At 64.9% G+C, this 17,929-nt stretch carries 21 protein-coding genes and 3 tRNA genes; 14 read left to right on the forward strand and 10 right to left on the reverse strand.

The features are described 5' to 3' along the window. From D6M19_RS32120 to D6M19_RS32130, 3 genes are all read right to left on the reverse strand, one after another. Positions 1-156 (reverse strand): DUF2510 domain-containing protein (locus tag D6M19_RS32120; protein WP_327389841.1); only part of this gene is annotated, 156 nt, incomplete at its 3' end. Positions 157-183: 27 nt separating this feature from the next. Next, positions 184-894: an MBL fold metallo-hydrolase gene (locus D6M19_RS32125; RefSeq protein WP_123029348.1), complete on the reverse strand. Its 711-nt coding sequence runs from the start codon at positions 892-894 to the stop codon at positions 184-186. Between the two features lie 95 nt (positions 895-989). Continuing rightward, complete coding sequence (locus tag D6M19_RS32130) at positions 990-1,886, reverse strand: NYN domain-containing protein (RefSeq protein ID WP_123029349.1); 897 nt, start codon at positions 1,884-1,886, stop codon at positions 990-992. A 136-nt stretch (positions 1,887-2,022) separates the two neighbouring features. Between D6M19_RS32130 and D6M19_RS32140 the strand changes: the two genes are divergently transcribed. The 13 genes from D6M19_RS32140 to D6M19_RS32200 all read left to right on the forward strand — a co-directional run bounded on the left by D6M19_RS32140 (position 2,023) and on the right by D6M19_RS32200 (position 8,164). Continuing rightward, on the forward strand, positions 2,023-2,760 hold the full coding sequence (locus D6M19_RS32140; RefSeq protein WP_164478800.1) for a DUF4352 domain-containing protein: 738 nt from the start codon (positions 2,023-2,025) through the stop codon (positions 2,758-2,760). Positions 2,761-2,830: 70 nt separating this feature from the next. Continuing rightward, positions 2,831-2,903, forward strand: a tRNA-Thr gene (locus D6M19_RS32145). A gap of 61 nt (positions 2,904-2,964) precedes the next feature. After that, positions 2,965-3,038: transfer RNA gene (locus D6M19_RS32150), tRNA-Met, on the forward strand. Between the two features lie 39 nt (positions 3,039-3,077). Beyond that, positions 3,078-3,245 carry a 50S ribosomal protein L33 gene (gene rpmG / locus D6M19_RS32155; protein ID WP_003929651.1) on the forward strand — a complete coding sequence of 56 codons (168 nt, stop codon included), beginning with the start codon at positions 3,078-3,080 and terminating at the stop codon, positions 3,243-3,245. 48 nt (positions 3,246-3,293) lie between these two features. Then, a complete protein-coding gene (gene hadA, locus D6M19_RS32160; RefSeq protein WP_123029350.1) occupies positions 3,294-3,773 on the forward strand; it encodes a (3R)-hydroxyacyl-ACP dehydratase subunit HadA in 480 nt (159 codons plus the stop codon). Then, on the forward strand, positions 3,760-4,188 hold the full coding sequence (gene hadB, locus D6M19_RS32165; protein WP_123029351.1) for a (3R)-hydroxyacyl-ACP dehydratase subunit HadB: 429 nt from the start codon (positions 3,760-3,762) through the stop codon (positions 4,186-4,188). The genes hadA and hadB overlap by 14 nt, the downstream gene beginning before the upstream one ends. Before the next feature lie 3 nt (positions 4,189-4,191). Beyond that, a complete protein-coding gene (hadC, locus tag D6M19_RS32170; RefSeq protein ID WP_123029352.1) occupies positions 4,192-4,749 on the forward strand; it encodes a (3R)-hydroxyacyl-ACP dehydratase subunit HadC in 558 nt (185 codons plus the stop codon). A gap of 150 nt (positions 4,750-4,899) precedes the next feature. Continuing rightward, positions 4,900-4,972: transfer RNA gene (locus D6M19_RS32175), tRNA-Trp, on the forward strand. Positions 4,973-5,039: 67 nt separating this feature from the next. Further along, positions 5,040-5,414 (forward strand): preprotein translocase subunit SecE, encoded by a 375-nt coding sequence (gene secE / locus D6M19_RS32180; RefSeq protein ID WP_123029353.1) that lies wholly within the window; start codon positions 5,040-5,042, stop codon positions 5,412-5,414. A 25-nt stretch (positions 5,415-5,439) separates the two neighbouring features. Continuing rightward, positions 5,440-6,261, forward strand: coding sequence for a transcription termination/antitermination protein NusG (gene nusG, locus D6M19_RS32185; protein WP_123029354.1), 822 nt, complete (start codon positions 5,440-5,442; stop codon positions 6,259-6,261). Between the two features lie 16 nt (positions 6,262-6,277). After that, a complete protein-coding gene (rplK, locus tag D6M19_RS32190) occupies positions 6,278-6,706 on the forward strand; it encodes a 50S ribosomal protein L11 (RefSeq protein WP_123029355.1) in 429 nt (142 codons plus the stop codon). 99 nt (positions 6,707-6,805) lie between these two features. Next, a complete protein-coding gene (gene rplA / locus D6M19_RS32195) occupies positions 6,806-7,513 on the forward strand; it encodes a 50S ribosomal protein L1 (RefSeq protein WP_123029356.1) in 708 nt (235 codons plus the stop codon). Positions 7,514-7,555: 42 nt separating this feature from the next. After that, positions 7,556-8,164, forward strand: coding sequence for a M15 family metallopeptidase (locus D6M19_RS32200; RefSeq protein ID WP_123029380.1), 609 nt, complete (start codon positions 7,556-7,558; stop codon positions 8,162-8,164). Between the two features lie 73 nt (positions 8,165-8,237). Here the strand turns inward: D6M19_RS32200 and D6M19_RS32205 are convergent, their stop codons facing one another. Beyond that, a complete protein-coding gene (locus D6M19_RS32205) occupies positions 8,238-9,458 on the reverse strand; it encodes an RNA polymerase sigma factor (RefSeq protein ID WP_123029357.1) in 1,221 nt (406 codons plus the stop codon). A gap of 6 nt (positions 9,459-9,464) precedes the next feature. Then, complete coding sequence (locus D6M19_RS32210; protein ID WP_123029358.1) at positions 9,465-10,163, reverse strand: YciI family protein; 699 nt, start codon at positions 10,161-10,163, stop codon at positions 9,465-9,467. A 502-nt stretch (positions 10,164-10,665) separates the two neighbouring features. Between D6M19_RS32210 and D6M19_RS32215 the strand changes: the two genes are divergently transcribed. Then, positions 10,666-12,534 carry a fatty acyl-AMP ligase gene (locus tag D6M19_RS32215; protein ID WP_123029359.1) on the forward strand — a complete coding sequence of 623 codons (1,869 nt, stop codon included), beginning with the start codon at positions 10,666-10,668 and terminating at the stop codon, positions 12,532-12,534. Between the two features lie 27 nt (positions 12,535-12,561). On the opposite strand, the gene D6M19_RS32220 is transcribed toward D6M19_RS32215, so the two are convergent. The 5 genes from D6M19_RS32220 to D6M19_RS32240 form a co-directional block, all read right to left on the reverse strand. After that, positions 12,562-13,452 carry a cyclopropane mycolic acid synthase family methyltransferase gene (locus D6M19_RS32220; protein WP_123029360.1) on the reverse strand — a complete coding sequence of 297 codons (891 nt, stop codon included), beginning with the start codon at positions 13,450-13,452 and terminating at the stop codon, positions 12,562-12,564. Positions 13,453-13,578: 126 nt separating this feature from the next. Further along, the gene (locus tag D6M19_RS32225; protein ID WP_123029361.1) at positions 13,579-14,457 is read right to left on the reverse strand and encodes a cyclopropane mycolic acid synthase family methyltransferase; all 879 of its coding nucleotides are present in this window, start codon (positions 14,455-14,457) and stop codon (positions 13,579-13,581) included. Continuing rightward, positions 14,457-15,332, reverse strand: coding sequence for a cyclopropane mycolic acid synthase family methyltransferase (locus tag D6M19_RS32230; RefSeq protein WP_123029362.1), 876 nt, complete (start codon positions 15,330-15,332; stop codon positions 14,457-14,459). Before D6M19_RS32230 ends, D6M19_RS32225 begins: the two co-directional genes overlap by 1 nt. Positions 15,333-15,486: 154 nt before the next feature. Beyond that, a complete protein-coding gene (locus D6M19_RS32235; protein ID WP_123029363.1) occupies positions 15,487-16,401 on the reverse strand; it encodes an alpha/beta fold hydrolase in 915 nt (304 codons plus the stop codon). Then, the gene (locus D6M19_RS32240; protein WP_123029364.1) at positions 16,401-17,771 is read right to left on the reverse strand and encodes an ABC1 kinase family protein; all 1,371 of its coding nucleotides are present in this window, start codon (positions 17,769-17,771) and stop codon (positions 16,401-16,403) included. The genes D6M19_RS32235 and D6M19_RS32240 overlap by 1 nt, the downstream gene beginning before the upstream one ends. Positions 17,772-17,929 lie beyond the last annotated feature (158 nt).

Here is a 17,929-nt window from a genome sequence, read left to right on the forward strand (position 1 = left end):
CGCGGGGGACCGGTGCTCGGTCCACGCCGCGCCGTCCCAGTACCGAAGCTGTCCGGCCTGCTCGGGATCGGGAAACCAGCCTGCGGGTGTCGGCGGTGTCGTCATCGAGTGGATCCCTCCCGTTGGGCGCCTATGGCCGCTCAGACACGGCAACATCGCCGTGGTCAGCACCCTACTAAGAGATCAGCCGCCCATCAGCATTCGCCACTGATCCAGATTGCTCGCCCGGTACACGTAATTGGTGCGCCGCACGTCCGACAGCAACGCGCTGGGCTCTGTCGAGTACCAATGGCCCGGATACACCATGGGGTCACCGGAAAGCTGCGCAAGCTGCTGCAGGCTGCGGAACATCTCGTCGACATCGCCGCCGGGGAAGTCGGTGCGGCCGCAGCCCTCGAGGAACAGCGTGTCGCCCGCCACCAACCGACCGTCGAGCAGGAAGCACTGGCTGCCTGGAGTGTGGCCCGGCGTGTGCAACAGCTCGATCTCGACATCGCCGACGTTGACCTTGTCTCCGTGCTCGTGTGCGGTGAGGTCGGTGCGGGCGATCCCGGTGATCTGTGAAACCCATTCCGCCTCAAGGCTGTTCACGTGGACGGGAACGTTCTGCCGTTCCAGCAGCTCGGCGAGCCCCTTGAGCTCGAAACCCATCATCGAGCCACCCACATGGTCAGGGTGGTGGTGGGTTACCAGCACGCCGGACAGCTTCATGCCGTCGGACTCCGCGATGTCGACGAGATCGTTGGCGGCGTACGCCGGATCGACGACGAGGGTGTCGCCGGTCTCGCGGTCGCCGATCAGATAGGAGAAGTTGCGCATCTGCTGGGCGATCGGGTCGGATTTCGCGAAGTCGCGGCCCGACAACAGCTGTCGAAAATAGAGGCGGTCGTCCATTACCCCAGGGTACGGGGCGGTCGAGTAGGTACTGGGGAGGGCCGTATCGAGGGGTCACGATGCCGATTGCCGTACCCGAATGCCTATTCACCGATTTAGCTGGCGTCGTCCTCTTTGTGCAGCCGCACCATCCGGGTGGTGCTGCTCTCGTCGAGGTCGGCGACGTCGCTGCGCGAGCGAAGGAAGTCGCTGAACGAGCGGAACCCCAGCGACTTCTCGGAGAACGACGGGTCCATCCGCTTCATCTGCGCCTTGACCGCGGAGTTGTGCAGCCAGTCGGCGTCGTCCTTCTCGTGGCCGATGCGCAGCGCCCGTTCCAGTAGCCCCGTCGCCGCCGCCTGCGCGTCCGCGGGCTCGGGCTCGGCCTCGTCGTCGGGCACCGTCGACTTCGCGCGCCTGGTCGCCTTCCTCGCGGGCGGGGGTGCGACAGCCACAGTGGGGATGCCGGGCAGCGCGTCATAGGTGACGAACTCGTCGCAGGCCGACGCCAGCGACCGGCTGCTCGCACCGGCCACGCCGATACCCACGACGTAGCGGCCCAGCCTCTTGCACCGCTGCGCGAGGGCGATGTAGTCGGAATCGCCCCCCACGATCACCACGTGGGTGAGATCCGGCAGCCGGAACATGTCCTCGACGGCGTCGACCGCGAGCCGGATGTCGGCGCCGTTCTTGCCGTAGGCGGCCGCCGGAAACAGCTGCACCAGGTCCACGGCCCGGCCGACGAGCTGACCCTGGTACCTGGCGTTGAGATCGGCCGACCAGTCGGCGTAGGCCCGGGTCAGCACGAGCGTGCCGAACGACGAGGCGAAATCGATGATGGCCCCGAGGTCGACGGTGGCCGTCGCCAGCTTCTCGTCGTCCAGCCCGCGGGCCTTGTCCTTCTGGAACGAGTTGCGCCCGTGCACCTGGTCGTAGCGAGAGATCACGATGTTGTCGAAATCGAGGTACACAGCCACCCGTGGGCTGTCGCCCGCAACCCCCGACTCCGGCATGGGTCTGTACTACCACAGCCGTGGCTGGCCAATCCGCGTCGCGAACCGATTCGTTACTGCGCCACAGCCCGCGGACCTGCGATATTGTCCGTTTGCGGCGCCACTGGCTGATGAGCACACAGAAAGGTGGCAATTCGTGACCACCCCTGCCGGCTGGTATCCGGACCCCGATGGCTCTGGCGGCCTACGCTACTTCGACGGCCAGTCGTGGACCGAACACCGCGCTGCCGCCGCCGTCGAGGCGCCACCCCTTGAGGCTGCTGCGGTCGTGCCGCGGATGTCGGGGCCGAACCCGAAGGTCATCGCCGGCGTGATCGCGGCGGTCGTCGTCGTCGTCATCGTGGGCGCAGCCGCCGTCGTGATGACGCTGAACACCAACGTCGGTGACGCGACGGTGACCCACAAGCCGTCCGACGCGTCGGCCGAGACGACCGTCACCCGCCCTGAATCCGAAACCGGCGTCGAGGCGCCGACGCTGGAGGATCAGGCCCGCAGCGTCGGCCAGCCGGTCCGCGACGGCAACTTCGAATTCGTCGTCACCGGCATCGACCGGGCACCCGTCGTCGCCGACCCGGAGTTCCCCGACCTGCAGAAAGTGGCCGCGGGCGAGTACCTGTTCGTCAAAATGAAGGTCACCAACGTCGGCACCGAACCACAGACGTTCTTCGCATCGTTCAACACGCTGTCCGACGGGTCGACCGAGTTCACGTCCGACGACGAAGCGTGGATATACCTCGGCAACACCCTCGCCGACCTCAACCCGGGCGACTCGATCGACACCGCGGTGGTTTTCGACGTTCCGGTGGGCACCGACCCGGAGTCCATCGAGCTGCACGGCGGGCCGTTCACGGAAGGCGTAACCGTCGGGCTCTAAGCGGTTTGGCGACCTAAACGCCGAGAATGTACCCTCTTTAAGGCCCACGGGCGTGACTGCGTGGGGTCAGGCCCCCTTAGCTCAGTCGGTAGAGCGTTTCCATGGTAAGGAAAAGGTCAACGGTTCGATTCCGTTAGGGGGCTCGATGGACAGCGGGCGAGCGCAGCGACGGGACAATTCCCGACCGCCGGCGGCGCCCGACCAGGCGATGTAGCTCAGTCGGTTAGAGCGAACGACTCATAATCGTTAGGTCGCCGGTTCGAGTCCGGCCATCGCTACTAGGCAACAACGAGAACGCGTGAAAGAGGGCAGCTGACATGGCGTCCAGTACTGACGTAAGGCCGAAGATCACCTTGGCTTGTGAGGTGTGCAAACACCGCAACTACATCACCAAGAAGAACCGACGCAACGATCCCGACCGGCTCGAGATCAAGAAGTTCTGCCCGAACTGCGGCAAGCACCAGGCGCACAAAGAGTCGCGCTGACGGCCAACGCTTTTGGGTTTGCCGAGGACTTAGGTAGGTTCACTAACCGTGTCGTTGTCTCCAGATCTGGTCGGGACGCATTACCGGTATCCCGACCACTATGTCGTCGGTCGGGAGAAGATTCGCGAGTACGCCGTTGCGGTCAAGAACGACCAAGCCGAGTTTCACCGCGAGGAAGCGGCCTCCGAACTCGGCCACGACCGGATCCTCGCGCCGCTGACGTTCATCTCGGTCTTCGGCTATCAGGCGCAGCTGGCCATGTTCAAGCACAACGACATCGCGATCGCGGACGAGAAGATCGTCCAGGTCGATCAGGAGCTGAAGTTCCTTCAGCCGATCAAGGAGGGCGACACGCTCTACTGCGACGTGTACGTGCACTCGATCCGGCAGTCGTTCGGCGCGGACATCATCGTGACCAAGAACATCGTCAGCAACGACAAGGGCGAGATAGTTCAAGAGACCTACACGACCCTCGCGGGCCGTTCGGGCGAAGACGGGGAAGGTGGCTTCAACGATGGCACTGCGTGAGTTCGATTCGGTGAAGGTGGGTGACCAGCTTCCCGAGAAGGTCATTGCGCTGACCCGGCAGGACCTGGTGAACTACGCGGGCGTATCGGGAGATCTCAACCCGATCCACTGGGACGACGAGATCGCCAAGCAGGTCGGCCTCGACACCGCGATCGCACACGGCATGCTGACCATGGGCTTGGGCGGCGGATACGTCACCTCCTGGGTCGGCGATCCGGCCGCGGTCACCGAGTACAACGTTCGATTCACGGCTGTGGTGCCGGTGCCAAACGACGGTGTTGGCGCCGAGATCGTATTCAATGGCCGCGTGAAATCCGTTGATCCCGAATCGAAGTCAGTGACCATCGCGCTGAGTGCGACCTCCGGCGGCAAGAAGATCTTCGGCCGGGCCGTGGCGTCAGCGAAGCTGGCATAGCGGATGGCGATCAAGACAGACGTTTTGGGGATGGTCTACAAGCACCCCGACTATTTCGTCATCGGCCGCGAGAAGATCCGCGAGTATTCCGCTGCCATCAAGTCCAACGACGCGGCGCACTACGACGAGGCGGCCGCAGCCGACCTCGGCTACCAGGCGCTGGTGGCGCCGCCGACGTTCATTTCGACCCTGGCACTGATCATGCAGCGCGATTTCTTCCGGAAGGTCGACACCGGTTTCGAGACCATGCAGATCGTGCAGGTCGACCAGAAGTTCCTGTATCACAAGCCGATGCTGGCCGGGGACAAGGTGTGGGGCCAGATGGAGGTCATCTCCGTCAACGAACGGTTCGGCGCGGACATCGTCCAGACCAGGAATCTGGCCCTCGACGACAACGGGGAGTTGTACCTGGAAGCCTTCACGACGTTGATGGGCCACGAGGGCGACAACTCGGTTTCGCTGAAGTACGACCTGGAAACCGGCCAGGTCGTGCGGACGGCCGACGATCCGGCCAAGGCCGCCCGTGGGCCGGACGCCGGCGACGAAACGAAGCCGGATTAGTAACTCACACTTGGCCCGATGTACACTCGGACCTCGGGATTTTCCCAATTTTGCGCGCTGTCCGTCGGTTTCTGATCGGCCGATCGGGGAGCGCGCAAATTGTGTGGGTCCCGGGCGGGAATGATGGCCTGCCAGCAGTGCCATTGCTGAAGGGGCGTAGCTCAACTGGCAGAGCAGCGGTCTCCAAAACCGCAGGTTGCAGGTTCAAGTCCTGTCGCCCCTGCTCAACTGAATACTCGACAAGTGTGGACACTGGAAGGTGACCACACGAACCAGATGAAAGGCATGCGGTGAGCGACGAGCCCGAAGGCACCGGCGCCGTATCGACGCAGCCGGCGCGACCCACCGGTAAGCGGTCTCGGCGCGGCGGTGCCGACGACGCTGACACTTCGTCCGGCGCCAAGGAAGCACCAGCGCTCGAGGATGCCGGCAAGGGCAAGAAGAAGACCAAGAAGGCGGCCAGGGGGCCGCGCGCCAACCCCATCGCGTATGTCATCAACTACCTGCGCGAAGTCATCGGCGAGCTGCGCAAGGTCATCTGGCCGAACCGCAAGCAGATGGTCACCTACACCATGGTCGTCCTGGTCTTCCTGGCGTTCATGGTGACGCTGATCGGGTTCGTCGACCTCGGCGTTGCCAAGGTCGTGATGATGGTGTTCGGCTGACCAGGAATATTGAGAGGACTGACAAGTGACTAGCTTCGACGGCGAAACGGCCGCGAGCGTGTCCGACGCGCTCGCGCAAGCCGCGGACCCGGCGATCGTGATCGCAGACGAGGCCGCCGAGTCTCTCGAGGAGACCACCGCGGCCGAGGCCGTCGAGGATTCGCCGCTCGAGGACGACGCCGCCCCAGCCGACGACGCGGCTCCGGCCGAGGCCGTCGAGGACGAAGACGAGGACCCGGCCGTCGCGCTCAAGAAGGACCTGCGCCTGCGGCCCGGCGAGTGGTACGTCATCCACTCCTATGCCGGTTACGAGAACAAGGTGAAGGCCAACCTCGAGACCCGCGTGCAGAACCTGGACGTCGGCGACTACATCTTCCAGGTCGAGGTGCCCACCGAAGAGGTCACCGAGATCAAGAACGGCCAGCGCAAGCAGGTCAACCGCAAGGTGCTGCCCGGCTACATCCTGGTCCGCATGGAGCTCAACGACGAGTCGTGGGGCGCGGTGCGCAACACCCCCGGCGTGACGGGCTTCGTCGGCGCGACATCACGGCCGTCGCCGCTGACCCTCGACGATGTCGTGAAGTTCCTGCTGCCGCAGGGGCAGCCCAAGAAGGCCGCCAAGAGCACCTCCGGCGCCGCCTCGTCCGAGGCCAGCCTGGAGCGGGCACCCATCGAGGTCGATTTCGCGGTCGGCGAGTCGGTCACCGTCATGGACGGCCCGTTCGCGACGTTGCCCGCCTCCATCAGCGAGGTCAACGCCGAACAGCAGAAGCTCAAGGTGCTGGTGTCCATCTTCGGCCGCGAAACACCCGTCGAACTGACCTTCAACCAGGTCACCAAGATCTAGAGAGGAACACCAACCAATGGCTCCGAGAAAGAAAGTCATCGGGCTGATCAAGCTGCAGATCCAGGCCGGGCAGGCCAACCCCGCCCCGCCGGTCGGTCCCGCGCTCGGCCAGCACGGCGTCAACATCATGGAGTTCTGCAAGGCGTACAACGCCGCGACGGAGAACCAGCGCGGCAACGTCATCCCCGTGGAGATCACCGTCTACGAGGACCGCAGCTTCACCTTCAACCTGAAGACCCCGCCTGCGGCCAAGCTGCTGCTCAAGGCCGCGGGGGTGCAGAAGGGTTCCGGCACGCCGCACACCACCAAGGTCGCCAAGGTGACCTGGGATCAGGTGCGCGAGATCGCCGAGACCAAGAAGGAAGACTTGAACGCCAACGACATCGACGCAGCGTCCAAGATCATCGCCGGCACCGCCCGGTCGATGGGCATCACGGTCGAGTAGCCGAAGGCGGATCGGCCCGACAACCGAGTCGAGTATCCGCTTCCCCGTGGGAGGGCCAGCTCCGGCCCGCTAACCACACCTCTGATTAGGAGATAGGTAATGAGCAAGAAGAGCAAGGCGTACCGCGAAGCCGCCGAGAAGATCGACCGGGATCAGCTGTATTCGCCGCTGGAGGCCGCCAAGCTGGCCAAAGACACCTCGTCGAAGAACCAGGACGCGACCGTCGAGGTCGCCATCCGGCTCGGCGTCGACCCGCGCAAGGCAGACCAGATGGTGCGCGGCACCGTCAACCTGCCGCACGGCACCGGTAAGACGGCCCGCGTCGCGGTGTTCGCCGTCGGTGACAAGGCCGAGGAGGCCAAGGCGGCAGGCGCCGACGTGGTCGGCAGCGACGACCTGATCGAGAAGATCCAGGGCGGTTTCCTGGACTTCGACGCCGCGATTGCCACGCCCGATCAGATGGCCAAGGTCGGCCGCATCGCCCGCATCCTCGGCCCGCGTGGCCTGATGCCGAACCCGAAGACCGGCACCGTGACGCCCGACATCACCAAGGCCGTCAACGACATCAAGGGCGGCAAGATCAACTTCCGCGTCGACAAGCAGGCCAACCTGCACTTCGTCATCGGCAAGGCGTCCTTCGAGGAGAAGGCGCTCGTCGAGAACTACGGCGCCGCGCTGGACGAGATCCTGCGGGCCAAGCCGTCGTCGTCGAAGGGCCGCTACCTGAAGAAGATCGTCGTCTCGACGACCACCGGCCCGGGCATCCCGGTCGATCCGGCGGTCACCCGCAACTTCGCCGAGGCCTAACCCGCCGAAGTGCGCACGCTCGCAACGGTTTTCGTCGCCCTGATGATAGCCGTAGCGGGTGCGCCCGTTGGGCGGGCTGAGCCGGCGACTGCGGCTGCGGCCGGTTTCGTCGACATCACCGGCGTCATCCCCGACGCGGTCGTCGACCTGCGCTATGCAACGGCGGACAACTTCGTCGGCAAGCCGCTGTATCCGGCGGACGCGCGTTGCCTCGTGCACGAGTCGCTGGCGCCTGGGCTCGCGGAGGCCGCCGACGCGTTCCGTGCGCGCGGCGCGAGGCTGGTGTTCTGGGACTGCTACCGCCCGCACGCGGTGCAGGTCGAGATGTTCGATTCCGTGCCGGACCCGAACTGGGTGGCGCGGCCGGGGACGTCGGCGCGTAGCCACGAGTCCGGCCGGTCGGTCGACGTGACGCTGGCCGACGCGCATTACGGGTGGCTGGTCGACATGGGCACGGGGTTCGACGACTTCTCGCCGCGCGCAAAGGCTTTCGCGACCGACGGGGTCACCGCCGACCAGCAGGCCAACCGGAAATGGCTGCGTGACGGGATGGCTGCCGGTGGTCTTTCGGTGTACCCGGGCGAGTGGTGGCATTTCGACGGCCCCGGCGCCGACGTCAACCGGCCGATCCTCGACGTCCCGCTCAGCTAGCGCGAGCGTGCGTGTCTGCACACGACACGCCGCGGAGATGCGTGCAAGCGCGCACGCTCGCGGTGCGGGGGGATCAGGCGGAGCACTCCGTGATTCGGCGGGCCAGGAAGGCTCGGGCCGGGTCGGAACCCGCGTGCGCCAACGCCGTCTCGTACCACCGCAGCGCCTCGCTCCTGCGGCCCGCCCGCCGAAGCAGATCGGCCCTGATCGACGGCACAGTGCTCGATCGGGCCAGTCGAGGGTCGTCGGCAACGCCGTCGAGTGCGGCAAGACCGGCGGGAAAGCCGTCGCGAAACCCGATGGCCAGCGCGCGATTAGCACGTGCGATTGGTGAGTCGGCGATCTGCAGCAGCCGATCGTAGGCGGCGCAGATCGTCGCCCAGTCGGTCTCTTCCCAGCTGGCCGCGGTCGCGTGGATCGCGGCGATCACGGCCTGCGGCAGATACGGCCCGTCTGCACCCGCGGCCAGCGCCAGGCGCTGCACGCCGGTGGCGATCCTGCCGCGGTCCCATCGACTTCGGTCCTGCTCGTCGAGCGGTACCAGTGCGCCATCGCCGTCCACCCGGGTGGCTCGGCGCGAATCATGCAGCAGCACAAGGGCGGCCAGGGCATGCGCGTCACGCGAGTCGGGCATCAGCGCGCACACCTCGCCGGCGAGCCGGACGCCTTCGTCGCACAGCTCGTCGCGAATCGCCGACGGCCCCGCGGTCGACCAGTAGCCCTCGGTGAACACCGAGTAGATGCAACCCAGCACATGCGGAGTGCGTTCCGGCAAAAGCTCCGCCGGCGGGACCCGTAGCGGGATGTTCGCGTGCCGGATCTTGTTCTTGGCCCGGGTGATTCGCTGTCCGACGGCCGCCTCGGAAACAAGCAGCGCCCTGGCGATCTCGGCGACCGTCAACCCGGAGATCAGCCGCAGGGTCAGCGCCAGCTGGGAAGCCCGGTCCAGCGCAGGATGCGCGCAAGTGAACATCATCCGCAGCTCGTCATCGCGGACTCGATGCGGGATGCCCGGGCGATCGGTGCGGGCGCGGATGTCGTCCACCACGGCAGCGAGTTCCTTCCCCGGCCGGACCGATTCGCGTCGCAGACGATCCAGCGCGCGGTTGCGCGCGACGGCCACCACCCATCCGCCGGGATTTTCCGGCACGCCGTCACGGGGCCAGGCGCGAAGCGCTTCGGCGAAGGCCTCCTGGACAGCGTCCTCTGCGACGGTCAGGTCACCCGACCAGCGCGCAAGCGCGGCGACAGCAGGGCCCCATTCACGTCGAAAGACGCTGTCCAGGTTGGCCATTGAGGCTCAGAGCCCAGATACGCCGGCCAGCCGCCGCAGCTCCACCGTCGTCGCAGGAATCATCGACGCCACCTTGACCGCCTCGTCGCGGTCGGCCGCGTTGATGTAGTAGAACCCGTTGGCCACCTCGGCGCCCTCGGCGTACGGCCCGTCGGTCAACAGCACCTCGCCGTCGCGCACCCGCACCGTCGTCGCCGTCGTTGGCGGATGCAGCGGAGCGCCGCCCACCGCGCGGTCACCGACGACCTTGTTCAATTCCACATGCGCCTGCGCCTGCTCGTTCCACTGCGGGCTGCCCGGCTCGGCCACTTCTTCGGTCGGCTCGAGCAGCAGTGCCAGCCAGCTGTCACCGGTCAGTGGGGCACGCGCAGGGGAGAAGTGAACCATCGGCCACACCTCGACGCCGCCGTGCTTCGCGGCCGGAATCTCGCGGGCCAGCGCCAACGCCTCGTCGAGGTTCTCGGCCTCCAAGACGTAATAGCCGCCCGCGACCTCGGCTCCCTCGGCAAACGGGCCGTCGGTGACGATCGGGGCGTCGGGTCCGCCGGTGATCCGCACGCCGGTCGACTGCGGTTGCAACGCATCGCCTGCGCGGATCGCCGAGGCGGCCTTGGCGTGGAAATTCTGGTAGGCCGCCATCTTTGCGGCGCCCTCCTCGGGCGTGAGATCACGTTGCGGGCTGATCAGCAGGGCGAAGTAGTGCATGTGCAAAACCTTCCACGTGGGGGAGCAGAACCCTGTGTTCCACTCTCTACCCGTTCGACGAACGGGGTTTCGCGAATCAGACAACGACTAACTAGCGACTACTCGGCGCGCTCAAGGCACGCGCGCCTGCCTGTCTGGGTAGGGTCGACGAAGAGTCGTCAGAAAACCGTCAGAAGTACCTACGACGGGTCGCAGTGGTGCTGCACATCGGGGAAACGAGGCATCAGATGGTCGGATACAACAACGCCGGGTACATTCTCGACGTCGTCATCGGAAGTTCCGGCCGAGTCGCACGCCCGACCCTGCAAGGGTGGTATCTGCCACACAAATATGGCAGAACGTCTCATTATCTGGAACTAAGCTGACCAAGCGTGACTGATGTGACGAATGTGAGAGTCGTGGTCACGTTTTCGCAGATCGGCACGCCTAAAGGAGGAATGAATTGAACCCCGAGGTCCGCGCCGATTCACGGCTTGAGCACAGTATCTCTTAGACTACGCTTATGGAGAGTGCTTCTGTGCGCGGCACACCGGCTCGAGGAGTAGGGCCGGCTACCGAGCCTTACTTGGACGCGAACGGTCATATCGCGCTGCCGGAGGGCACAAACCTGTCCGCGCTTCTGGACAAGAACATCGTCGACTTCGCCGACGCGCTCGCCTACCGCTACGTCGACTACAGCCAGGATTCCGACGGAAAGGCGCTCGAGCTCACCTGGGACCAGGTCGGCACGCGCTCGCGAGCGATCGCCGCCCGACTTCAGCAGGTGACGCAAAGGGGTGACCGCGTCGCGATCCTGGCGCCACAGGGCCTCGACTACGTGACCAGCTTCTTCGGCTCCATCCAGGCCGCGAATATCGCGGTGCCCCTTTTCGCGCCCGAGTTGCCGGGCCACGCAGAACGCCTGGACGCCGTGCTCACCGACGCCCAGCCCGCCGTCGTGCTGACGACGACCGCTGTTGGCGACGCCGTGCAGAAGTTCGTCCGGCTGATGCCGCGCGAGAAGCGGCCCCGCATCATCGCCGTGGACGCCATCCCAGACTCCGTGGGGTCGACGTACGCGCCGGTGACGCTTCTCAACGACGAGGTCGCCTACCTCCAGTACACGTCCGGTTCGACGCGCACTCCGACCGGCGTGGAGATCACCCACCGCGCCGCGGGCACGAATCTGCTGCAGATGGTGCTCTCCATCGGGCTGGAAGGCGCCGCCGACGAGATCAACGGCGTCAGCTGGCTGCCGCTGTACCACGACATGGGGCTGATGATGATCGGCTTCCCGATCCTCTACGGCGGACACCTCACCTTCATGTCGCCGATGGCATTCGTCCGCAGGCCGCTGCGCTGGATCCAGGTGCTCTCCGACGAGTCGAAGAACTGCCACATCGTTTCTCCCGCACCGAATTTCGCGTTCGATCTGGTCGCGCAGCGGGGAATGCCCGGCGATACGCCCGTCGACCTGAGCAAAGTCGTGCTCATCAACGGCTCGGAACCGGTGAACCTCGAGTCGATCCTCAAGTTCACCGAGGCGTTCCTGCCGTACGGGCTGACCAAGACCGCCGTCCGACCGTCGTACGGGATGGCTGAGGCGGCGCTTTTCGTGTCGTCGATCCTGCCCTACACCGAGCCGACGGCCGTCTACGTCGACCGCGAGGAGCTGGGGCGCGGGCGGATTGTTCGTGTCGAGCCCGACGCCCCGAACGCGCTTGCGCAGGTGTCGTGCGGCGAGGTGGCGGTGAGCCAGTGGGCGGCGATCGTCGACCCCGAAACCGGCGCCGAGGTGCCCGACGAGCACGTCGGCGAGATCTGGTTGCACGGCGACAATATCGGTCGCGGTTACTGGGCACGGCCGGAGGAGACGGAGTACACCTTCGGCAACAAGCTGCAGTCCCGGCTGGACATCGGCAGCCACGCCGACGGCACGGCGGCCGACGCGACATGGCTTCGCACCGGCGATCTGGGTTGCTACATCGACGGCGACCTGTACATCACCGGTCGGATCAAGGACATGGTCATCGTCGACGGCCGCAACCACTACCCGCAGGACATCGAGCAGACGGTCGCCGAAGCATCCGACGGGATACGGCAGGGCTTCGTCGCGGCGTTCTCGGTCCCGGCGCGTGAGCTGCCAGGCGGCGAACCCAGCGACACAAGCGAAAAGCTGGTCATCGTCGCCGAACGCGGGCCTGGAGCGGGCCGGGCGGATCCACAGCCCATCATTGACGCCGTCCGCAAGGCGGTGTCACGCAAGCACGCCGTCAACACCTACGACGTTCGGCTCGTCGCCGCCGGTGTCATCCCGCGCACGACAAGTGGCAAGTTGGCGCGACGCGCATGTCGTGCGGAGTACATCGAAGGGACGCTCAGCACGCGCTAGGTGTCAGCGTGCGCGGACGCCGCGCAACTAAGCCGCGGCGCCGGGCTTGAGATAGGTGACGAGATTGCAGTCGAGCATTTCGTCGTCGAAGTAGTTCTGGCAGCCGCGCAGGTACTTCATGTACCTGTCGTAGTTCTCTTCGCTCGCCACCTCGATCGCCCGATCCTTGTTGGCTTCCAATGCGTCGGCCCACGTGCGCAGCGTCCGGACGTAGTGCGTCTGCAGCGAGAGATACTCGGGCACAACGAAACCGGCCTTCTCGCCGTGTTCCACCATCATCTTCGCGGACGGTATGCGGCCACCGGGAAAGATCTCGGTGATGATGAACTTGATGAAGCGGGCCACGTCGAACGTCAGCTTCTTACCTTTGGCGACGTACTCCTCGGGATGGAAGGCGGTGCTGCTCTGGATCGTCATCCGCCCGTCGTCGGGCAGGATGTTGAAGGCGTTCTTGAAGAAGTCGTCGTAGCGCTCGAATCCGAAGTGCTCAAAGGCCTCGATGGACACAATGCGGTCGACCGGGTCGCTGAATTGCTCCCAGCCGCGCAGCAGCACCTGATGCGAGCGGTCGCTATCGACGGAGTCAAGCAACGCCGAGGTGTAGGCGTGCTGGTTCTTGGACAGCGTCAGGCCGACGACATTGACGTCGTAGTGCTCAAGCGCCCGCTTCATCGTGGCGCCCCAGCCGCAGCCGATGTCCAGAAGCGTCATACCCGGCTTGAGGTCGAGCAGGTCCAGGTTGAGATCGACCTTGGCGATCTGCGCCTCTTCGAGGGTCATGTCCTCGCGCTCGAAATACGCGCAGCTATACGTGCGCGTCGGGTCCTGGAACAGCCCGAAAAAATCGTCGGAGAGGTCGTAGTGAGCCTGGATTTCTTCAAAATGTGGCTTCAGTGGACCCCGCGCCTTTACCGACATTTCCGTCAACTCGCCTCCCGTAATTTGACCAGAACCCCGGCACGCCGGCTTCTGACTTGTCCGGCACCATACTCGGCCCAACGTCCCCCGGGCCATTCATCGGGTGCCCGTTGACGAATTAAAAAATTACTTTTCCATCGTGAACTGGTTGATGTCGACGTATCCGGTCCGGAAACCATCGGCTGTTCCCCTGAGAAACTTCATGTACCGCTCGTAGACCTCTTCGGACTGTATCGCGACCGCCTCGTCCCTGCGGGACTCCAGCACGTCGGCCCACATGTCGAGGGTCTTGGCGAAGTCGAGCTGCAGCGACTGGATCCGGGTCACCGTGAAACCGGCCTTCGTCGAATGCTCCTCGACTTTTTCGATCGATGGCAACCGTCCGCCGGGGAAGATCTCGGTGAGAACGAACTTGATGAATCGGGCAAAGGAAAAAGTCAACGGGATGCCACGCTCGACCATTTGCGGCGCGGTGAGCCCGGTGATCGAGTGCACCATCATCACGCCGTCATCGGGCATCAACTCGTAGGCAAACTTGAAGAAGTCGTCGTAACGCTCGAATCCGAAGTGCTCCAACGCCTCGACCATGACGATCCGGTCGACGGGCTCCTTGACCTCCGACCAGTCCTGCAGCAAAACCTTGTAGGACCGGTCCGATTCGACGCCCGCGAGCACGTTCTGGCAGTACTCGTGCTGATTCTTGCTCAGTGTCACGCCGATGACGTTCACGTCGTGGCGCTCCATCGCCCGCTTCATCATCGACCCCCACCCGCAGCCGACGTCCAGCAGCGTCATGCCCGGCTTCAGGCCCAGCTTGCCCAGACTCAGATCGAGCTTGGCGACCTGCGCCTCTTCCATCGTCATGTCTGGACGTGGGAAGTAGGCGCAGCTGTAGGTGACCGATGGGTCGGTGAACAGCTGGAAGAACTCGTTGGAGAGGTCGTAATGTGCACGTACCTCATCGACGCTCTGCCGCTTCTTGGTGGCTGCCGTTTTGTTGGCCATTACTTCTCCAGAGTGAACTGATTGACGTCGATGTAGCCGACGCGGAACCCGTCCGCGCAGCCGGTCAGATACCTCATGTACCGCTCGTATACCTCTTCGGACTGGATGGCGATCGCCTCATCCTTGTGGGCCTCGAGATTCTCGGCCCAGATGTCCAGCGTGCGGGCGTAGTGCAGCTGCAGCGACTGGCGGCGCGTCAGCGTGAAGCCGGCCTTGCTGCTGTGTTCGGAGACCTTCTCGATCGACGGCAGTCGGCCGCCGGGGAAGATCTCGGTGATCATGAACTTGACGAAGCGGGCGAAGTTGAAGGTCAGCGGCATGCCCTGCTCGACCATCTGCGGGCCGGTCAGCGCCGTGATCGTGTGCAAAAGCATGACGCCGTCGTCGGGCATCGAGTTGTAGGCGAAGTCGAAGAAGTCGTCGTAGCGGTCAAAGCCGAAGTGCTCGAAGGCACCGATCGAGACGATCCGGTCGACGGGTTCGTCGAACTCCTCCCAGCCCTTGAGCAGCACGCGCTTGGTCCTTGGGCTGTCCGACTCGTCGAAGACCTTCTCGACACGGGCGGCCTGGTTCTTCGACAGCGTCAGGCCGATGACGTTGACGTCATATTCCTCGATCGCGCGCATCATCGTCGAGCCCCAGCCGCAGCCGACGTCGAGCAGCGTCATCCCCGGTTCCAGCCCCAGCTTGCCCAACGCCAGGTCGACCTTGGCCCGTTGCGCCTCTTCCAGCGTCATGTCGTCGCGCTCGAAATACGCGCAGCTGTAGGTCCGTGTCGGATCCAAGAAGAGCGCGAAGAAGTCGTCGGACAGGTCGTAGTGCGCCTGCACGTCCTCGAAATGCGGCTTCAGGCTGCCTTTGCCCTTATCTGACATGTCGATGTGCCTCTCTGATAACGGTAAGGCGCCCCGGAAAAGATGTGGTGAGGACCCGCCGCTGGGATCCGCCATGGAACCACCCCGATTGCCTCCCGCCTTCGAGAATGCTAACCGATTTCGATGTCAGTGCCGAATTTGCGAAACCTGCTGGTCAGGGGACTTGAGCAAAGTTTGTCTTCAGTTCGCCGACGAGGTGATCCCACAGTTGCTCGGGCAGATCGTGGGCCATCCCGTCGATCAGCACCAGCCGCGCGCCCTTGATGGCGCGGGCGACGGCGCGCCCGCCGAACGGGCGCATCAGCCGGTCTGCCTTGCCGTGGATCACCACGGTCGGCGCGGTGATCTGGCGGTCATAGTGCAGCAGGCTGCCGCTGCCAAGCACCGCGGCGAAGTGCCGCGCGATGCCCGCCGGGTAGTAGGCGCGTTCGTAGCCCTCGATCGCGTCGGCCCGCAGCTGCTCCTCCGGCCGTGGATAGCCAGGGCTGCCGATGATCTTGCTGACCCGCACCGCGTTGGCGACGATGGCCTCCTGGGTGGAGTCCGCGGGCCGCTGCAGAAGGGCGCGCAGCTGCTGGGGCCCCGGCGGCGGCAGGAGCGGCTGGTTGTTGCTGGAGAAGATGACGCTGAGCGTCTTGGTGCGGTGGGGGAACCGGGCCGCGACGATCTGGGCGATCATGCCACCCATCGATGCGCCGACGACGTGCGCGCGGTCGATGTCGAGGTGGTCCAGCAGCGCGGCGGCGTCGTCGGCCAGATCTTCCAGTGTGTACACCGCCGGGCTGGGCCTGCCGAGGAATGAACGGACCATCCGAGGCAGCAGCTTCGCGCCGGTATGACGGCCGGTCACCTTGCTCGAAAGGCCGACGTCGCGGTTGTCGTATCGGACTACGCGCAGGCCCTGGTCGACGAGCTTCTCGCAGAAACCCGTGCGCCACAACAACAATTGCGCACCCAAGCCCATGATGAGCAGTACCGGAGGATGGTTCGGGTCGCCCATGTCCTCGTAGTAGAGGGCAACCGAGTCCTCGGAGTCTCCTGTCTTCGCGTATCCGGTGCGGACCTGCACTACGCGTCGACCTGATTCTTTTCCGGGTCCTGCTCTGGGTCCTGGTATTCGCGGCTGACCTCGACCATGAAGTTGGCGAAGTAACCCGTCAGCTGCGGATCCGTCATCATCTGCCAGCGCGGCGCCAACAGCTTCATGTAGCGCTCGACGTAGAGGAACTGCTTGCCGATCAGCACCAGCTCGCGAGGCAGCTTGACGTCGTAGGCGTCGGCCAGCGTGGAGAGCTGCTTGCCGATCTCGGCATACGACATGTCGCCGAGGTTCTGCATCGTCAGCGGGGTGGCGAACTTCTCCAGGTCCTTGGCGGCCTCGGCCTCGGGCCTGACGTTGCCGACCGCGCCCATCAGCACGACGATCTTGCCCGCCGCGGCGTGGTCCTTCTTGACCAGCAGGGCGTACACCAGCTCGCGCAGCAGCCAACGGGTGCGTGGGTCGACGCGGCCCATGATGCCGAAGTCGAAGAACACGATCTTGCCGTCGTCGTCGACGTACAGGTTGCCCGCGTGCAGGTCACCGTGGAACAGGCCGTGCCGCAGCCCGCCCTCGAAGACGCTGAACAGCAGCGCCTTGACGAGCTCGGTGCCGTCGAAGCCCTTCTTGCGAATGGCAGCGACGTCGTCGATGCGAACGCCCTGGATGCGTTCCATCGTCAGCACCCGCGCGCTGGTCAGATCCCAATACACCTGCGGCACCCGGATGTTGCGACCAAGCGGCGACGCGTGCATGTGCGATACCCAGGCGTCCATCGACTGCGCCTCGAGTCGGAAGTCCAGCTCCTCGGCGAGGTTGTCGGCGAAGTCGGCGACGACGTCCTGCGCTGAGAGCCTGCGGCCCAACTTGGCCAGCTCGACCAGCTGGGCGCCGCGCTTGAGGATCTGCAGGTCGGCGGCGACGCGGCGACGGATGCCGGGCCGCTGGATCTTGACGACGACCTCCTCGCCGGTGTGCAGCGTCGCGTAGTGCACCTGCGCGATCGACGCCGACGCGAACGGTGTTTCGTCGAAGGTCTTGAACAGGTTGGTTGGCTCGTCGCCGAGTTCCTCGACGAACAGTTTGTGGATCTCGTCGGAGTCGGCGGGCGGCACCCGGTCGAGCAGGCTGCGGAACTCGCGGCTGAGCTCCTCGCCGAACGCGCCAGGGCTGGACGCGATGATCTGGCCGAACTTGACGTAGGTGGGGCCGAGATCGGCGAACGCTTTCGGGATCTCTCGAATGACCTTTTGCTGCAGTGAACCGCGGCCTGCGAGCTTGGTGACGACTCGTGCCCCGGTGCGGGTTACCTGCCAACCCGTCGCTCCGATGCGGGCGGCCTCGATGGGCAACGGGACCCGATCAATCTTGGCCACCTCGCGGTGCTTGGTCGTACTCATGGCTAGCAGTCTCTCAAAATCGGCGCTGACCCGCGAAAACCTGTGCAGCCGGTCACACTGACCTGCGGTTGTGGCGCCCTCGGGCCCGTGAGCACAATGCGCACAACCTCAAGATCGCCGGATATGGCTGGTTGTGAGCACAAGCGCGCCATCGTGCC

Origin of the sequence: Mycolicibacterium stellerae, from assembly GCF_003719305.1 — a bacterium.
Classification (GTDB): Bacteria; Actinomycetota; Actinomycetes; order Mycobacteriales; family Mycobacteriaceae; genus Mycobacterium; species Mycobacterium stellerae.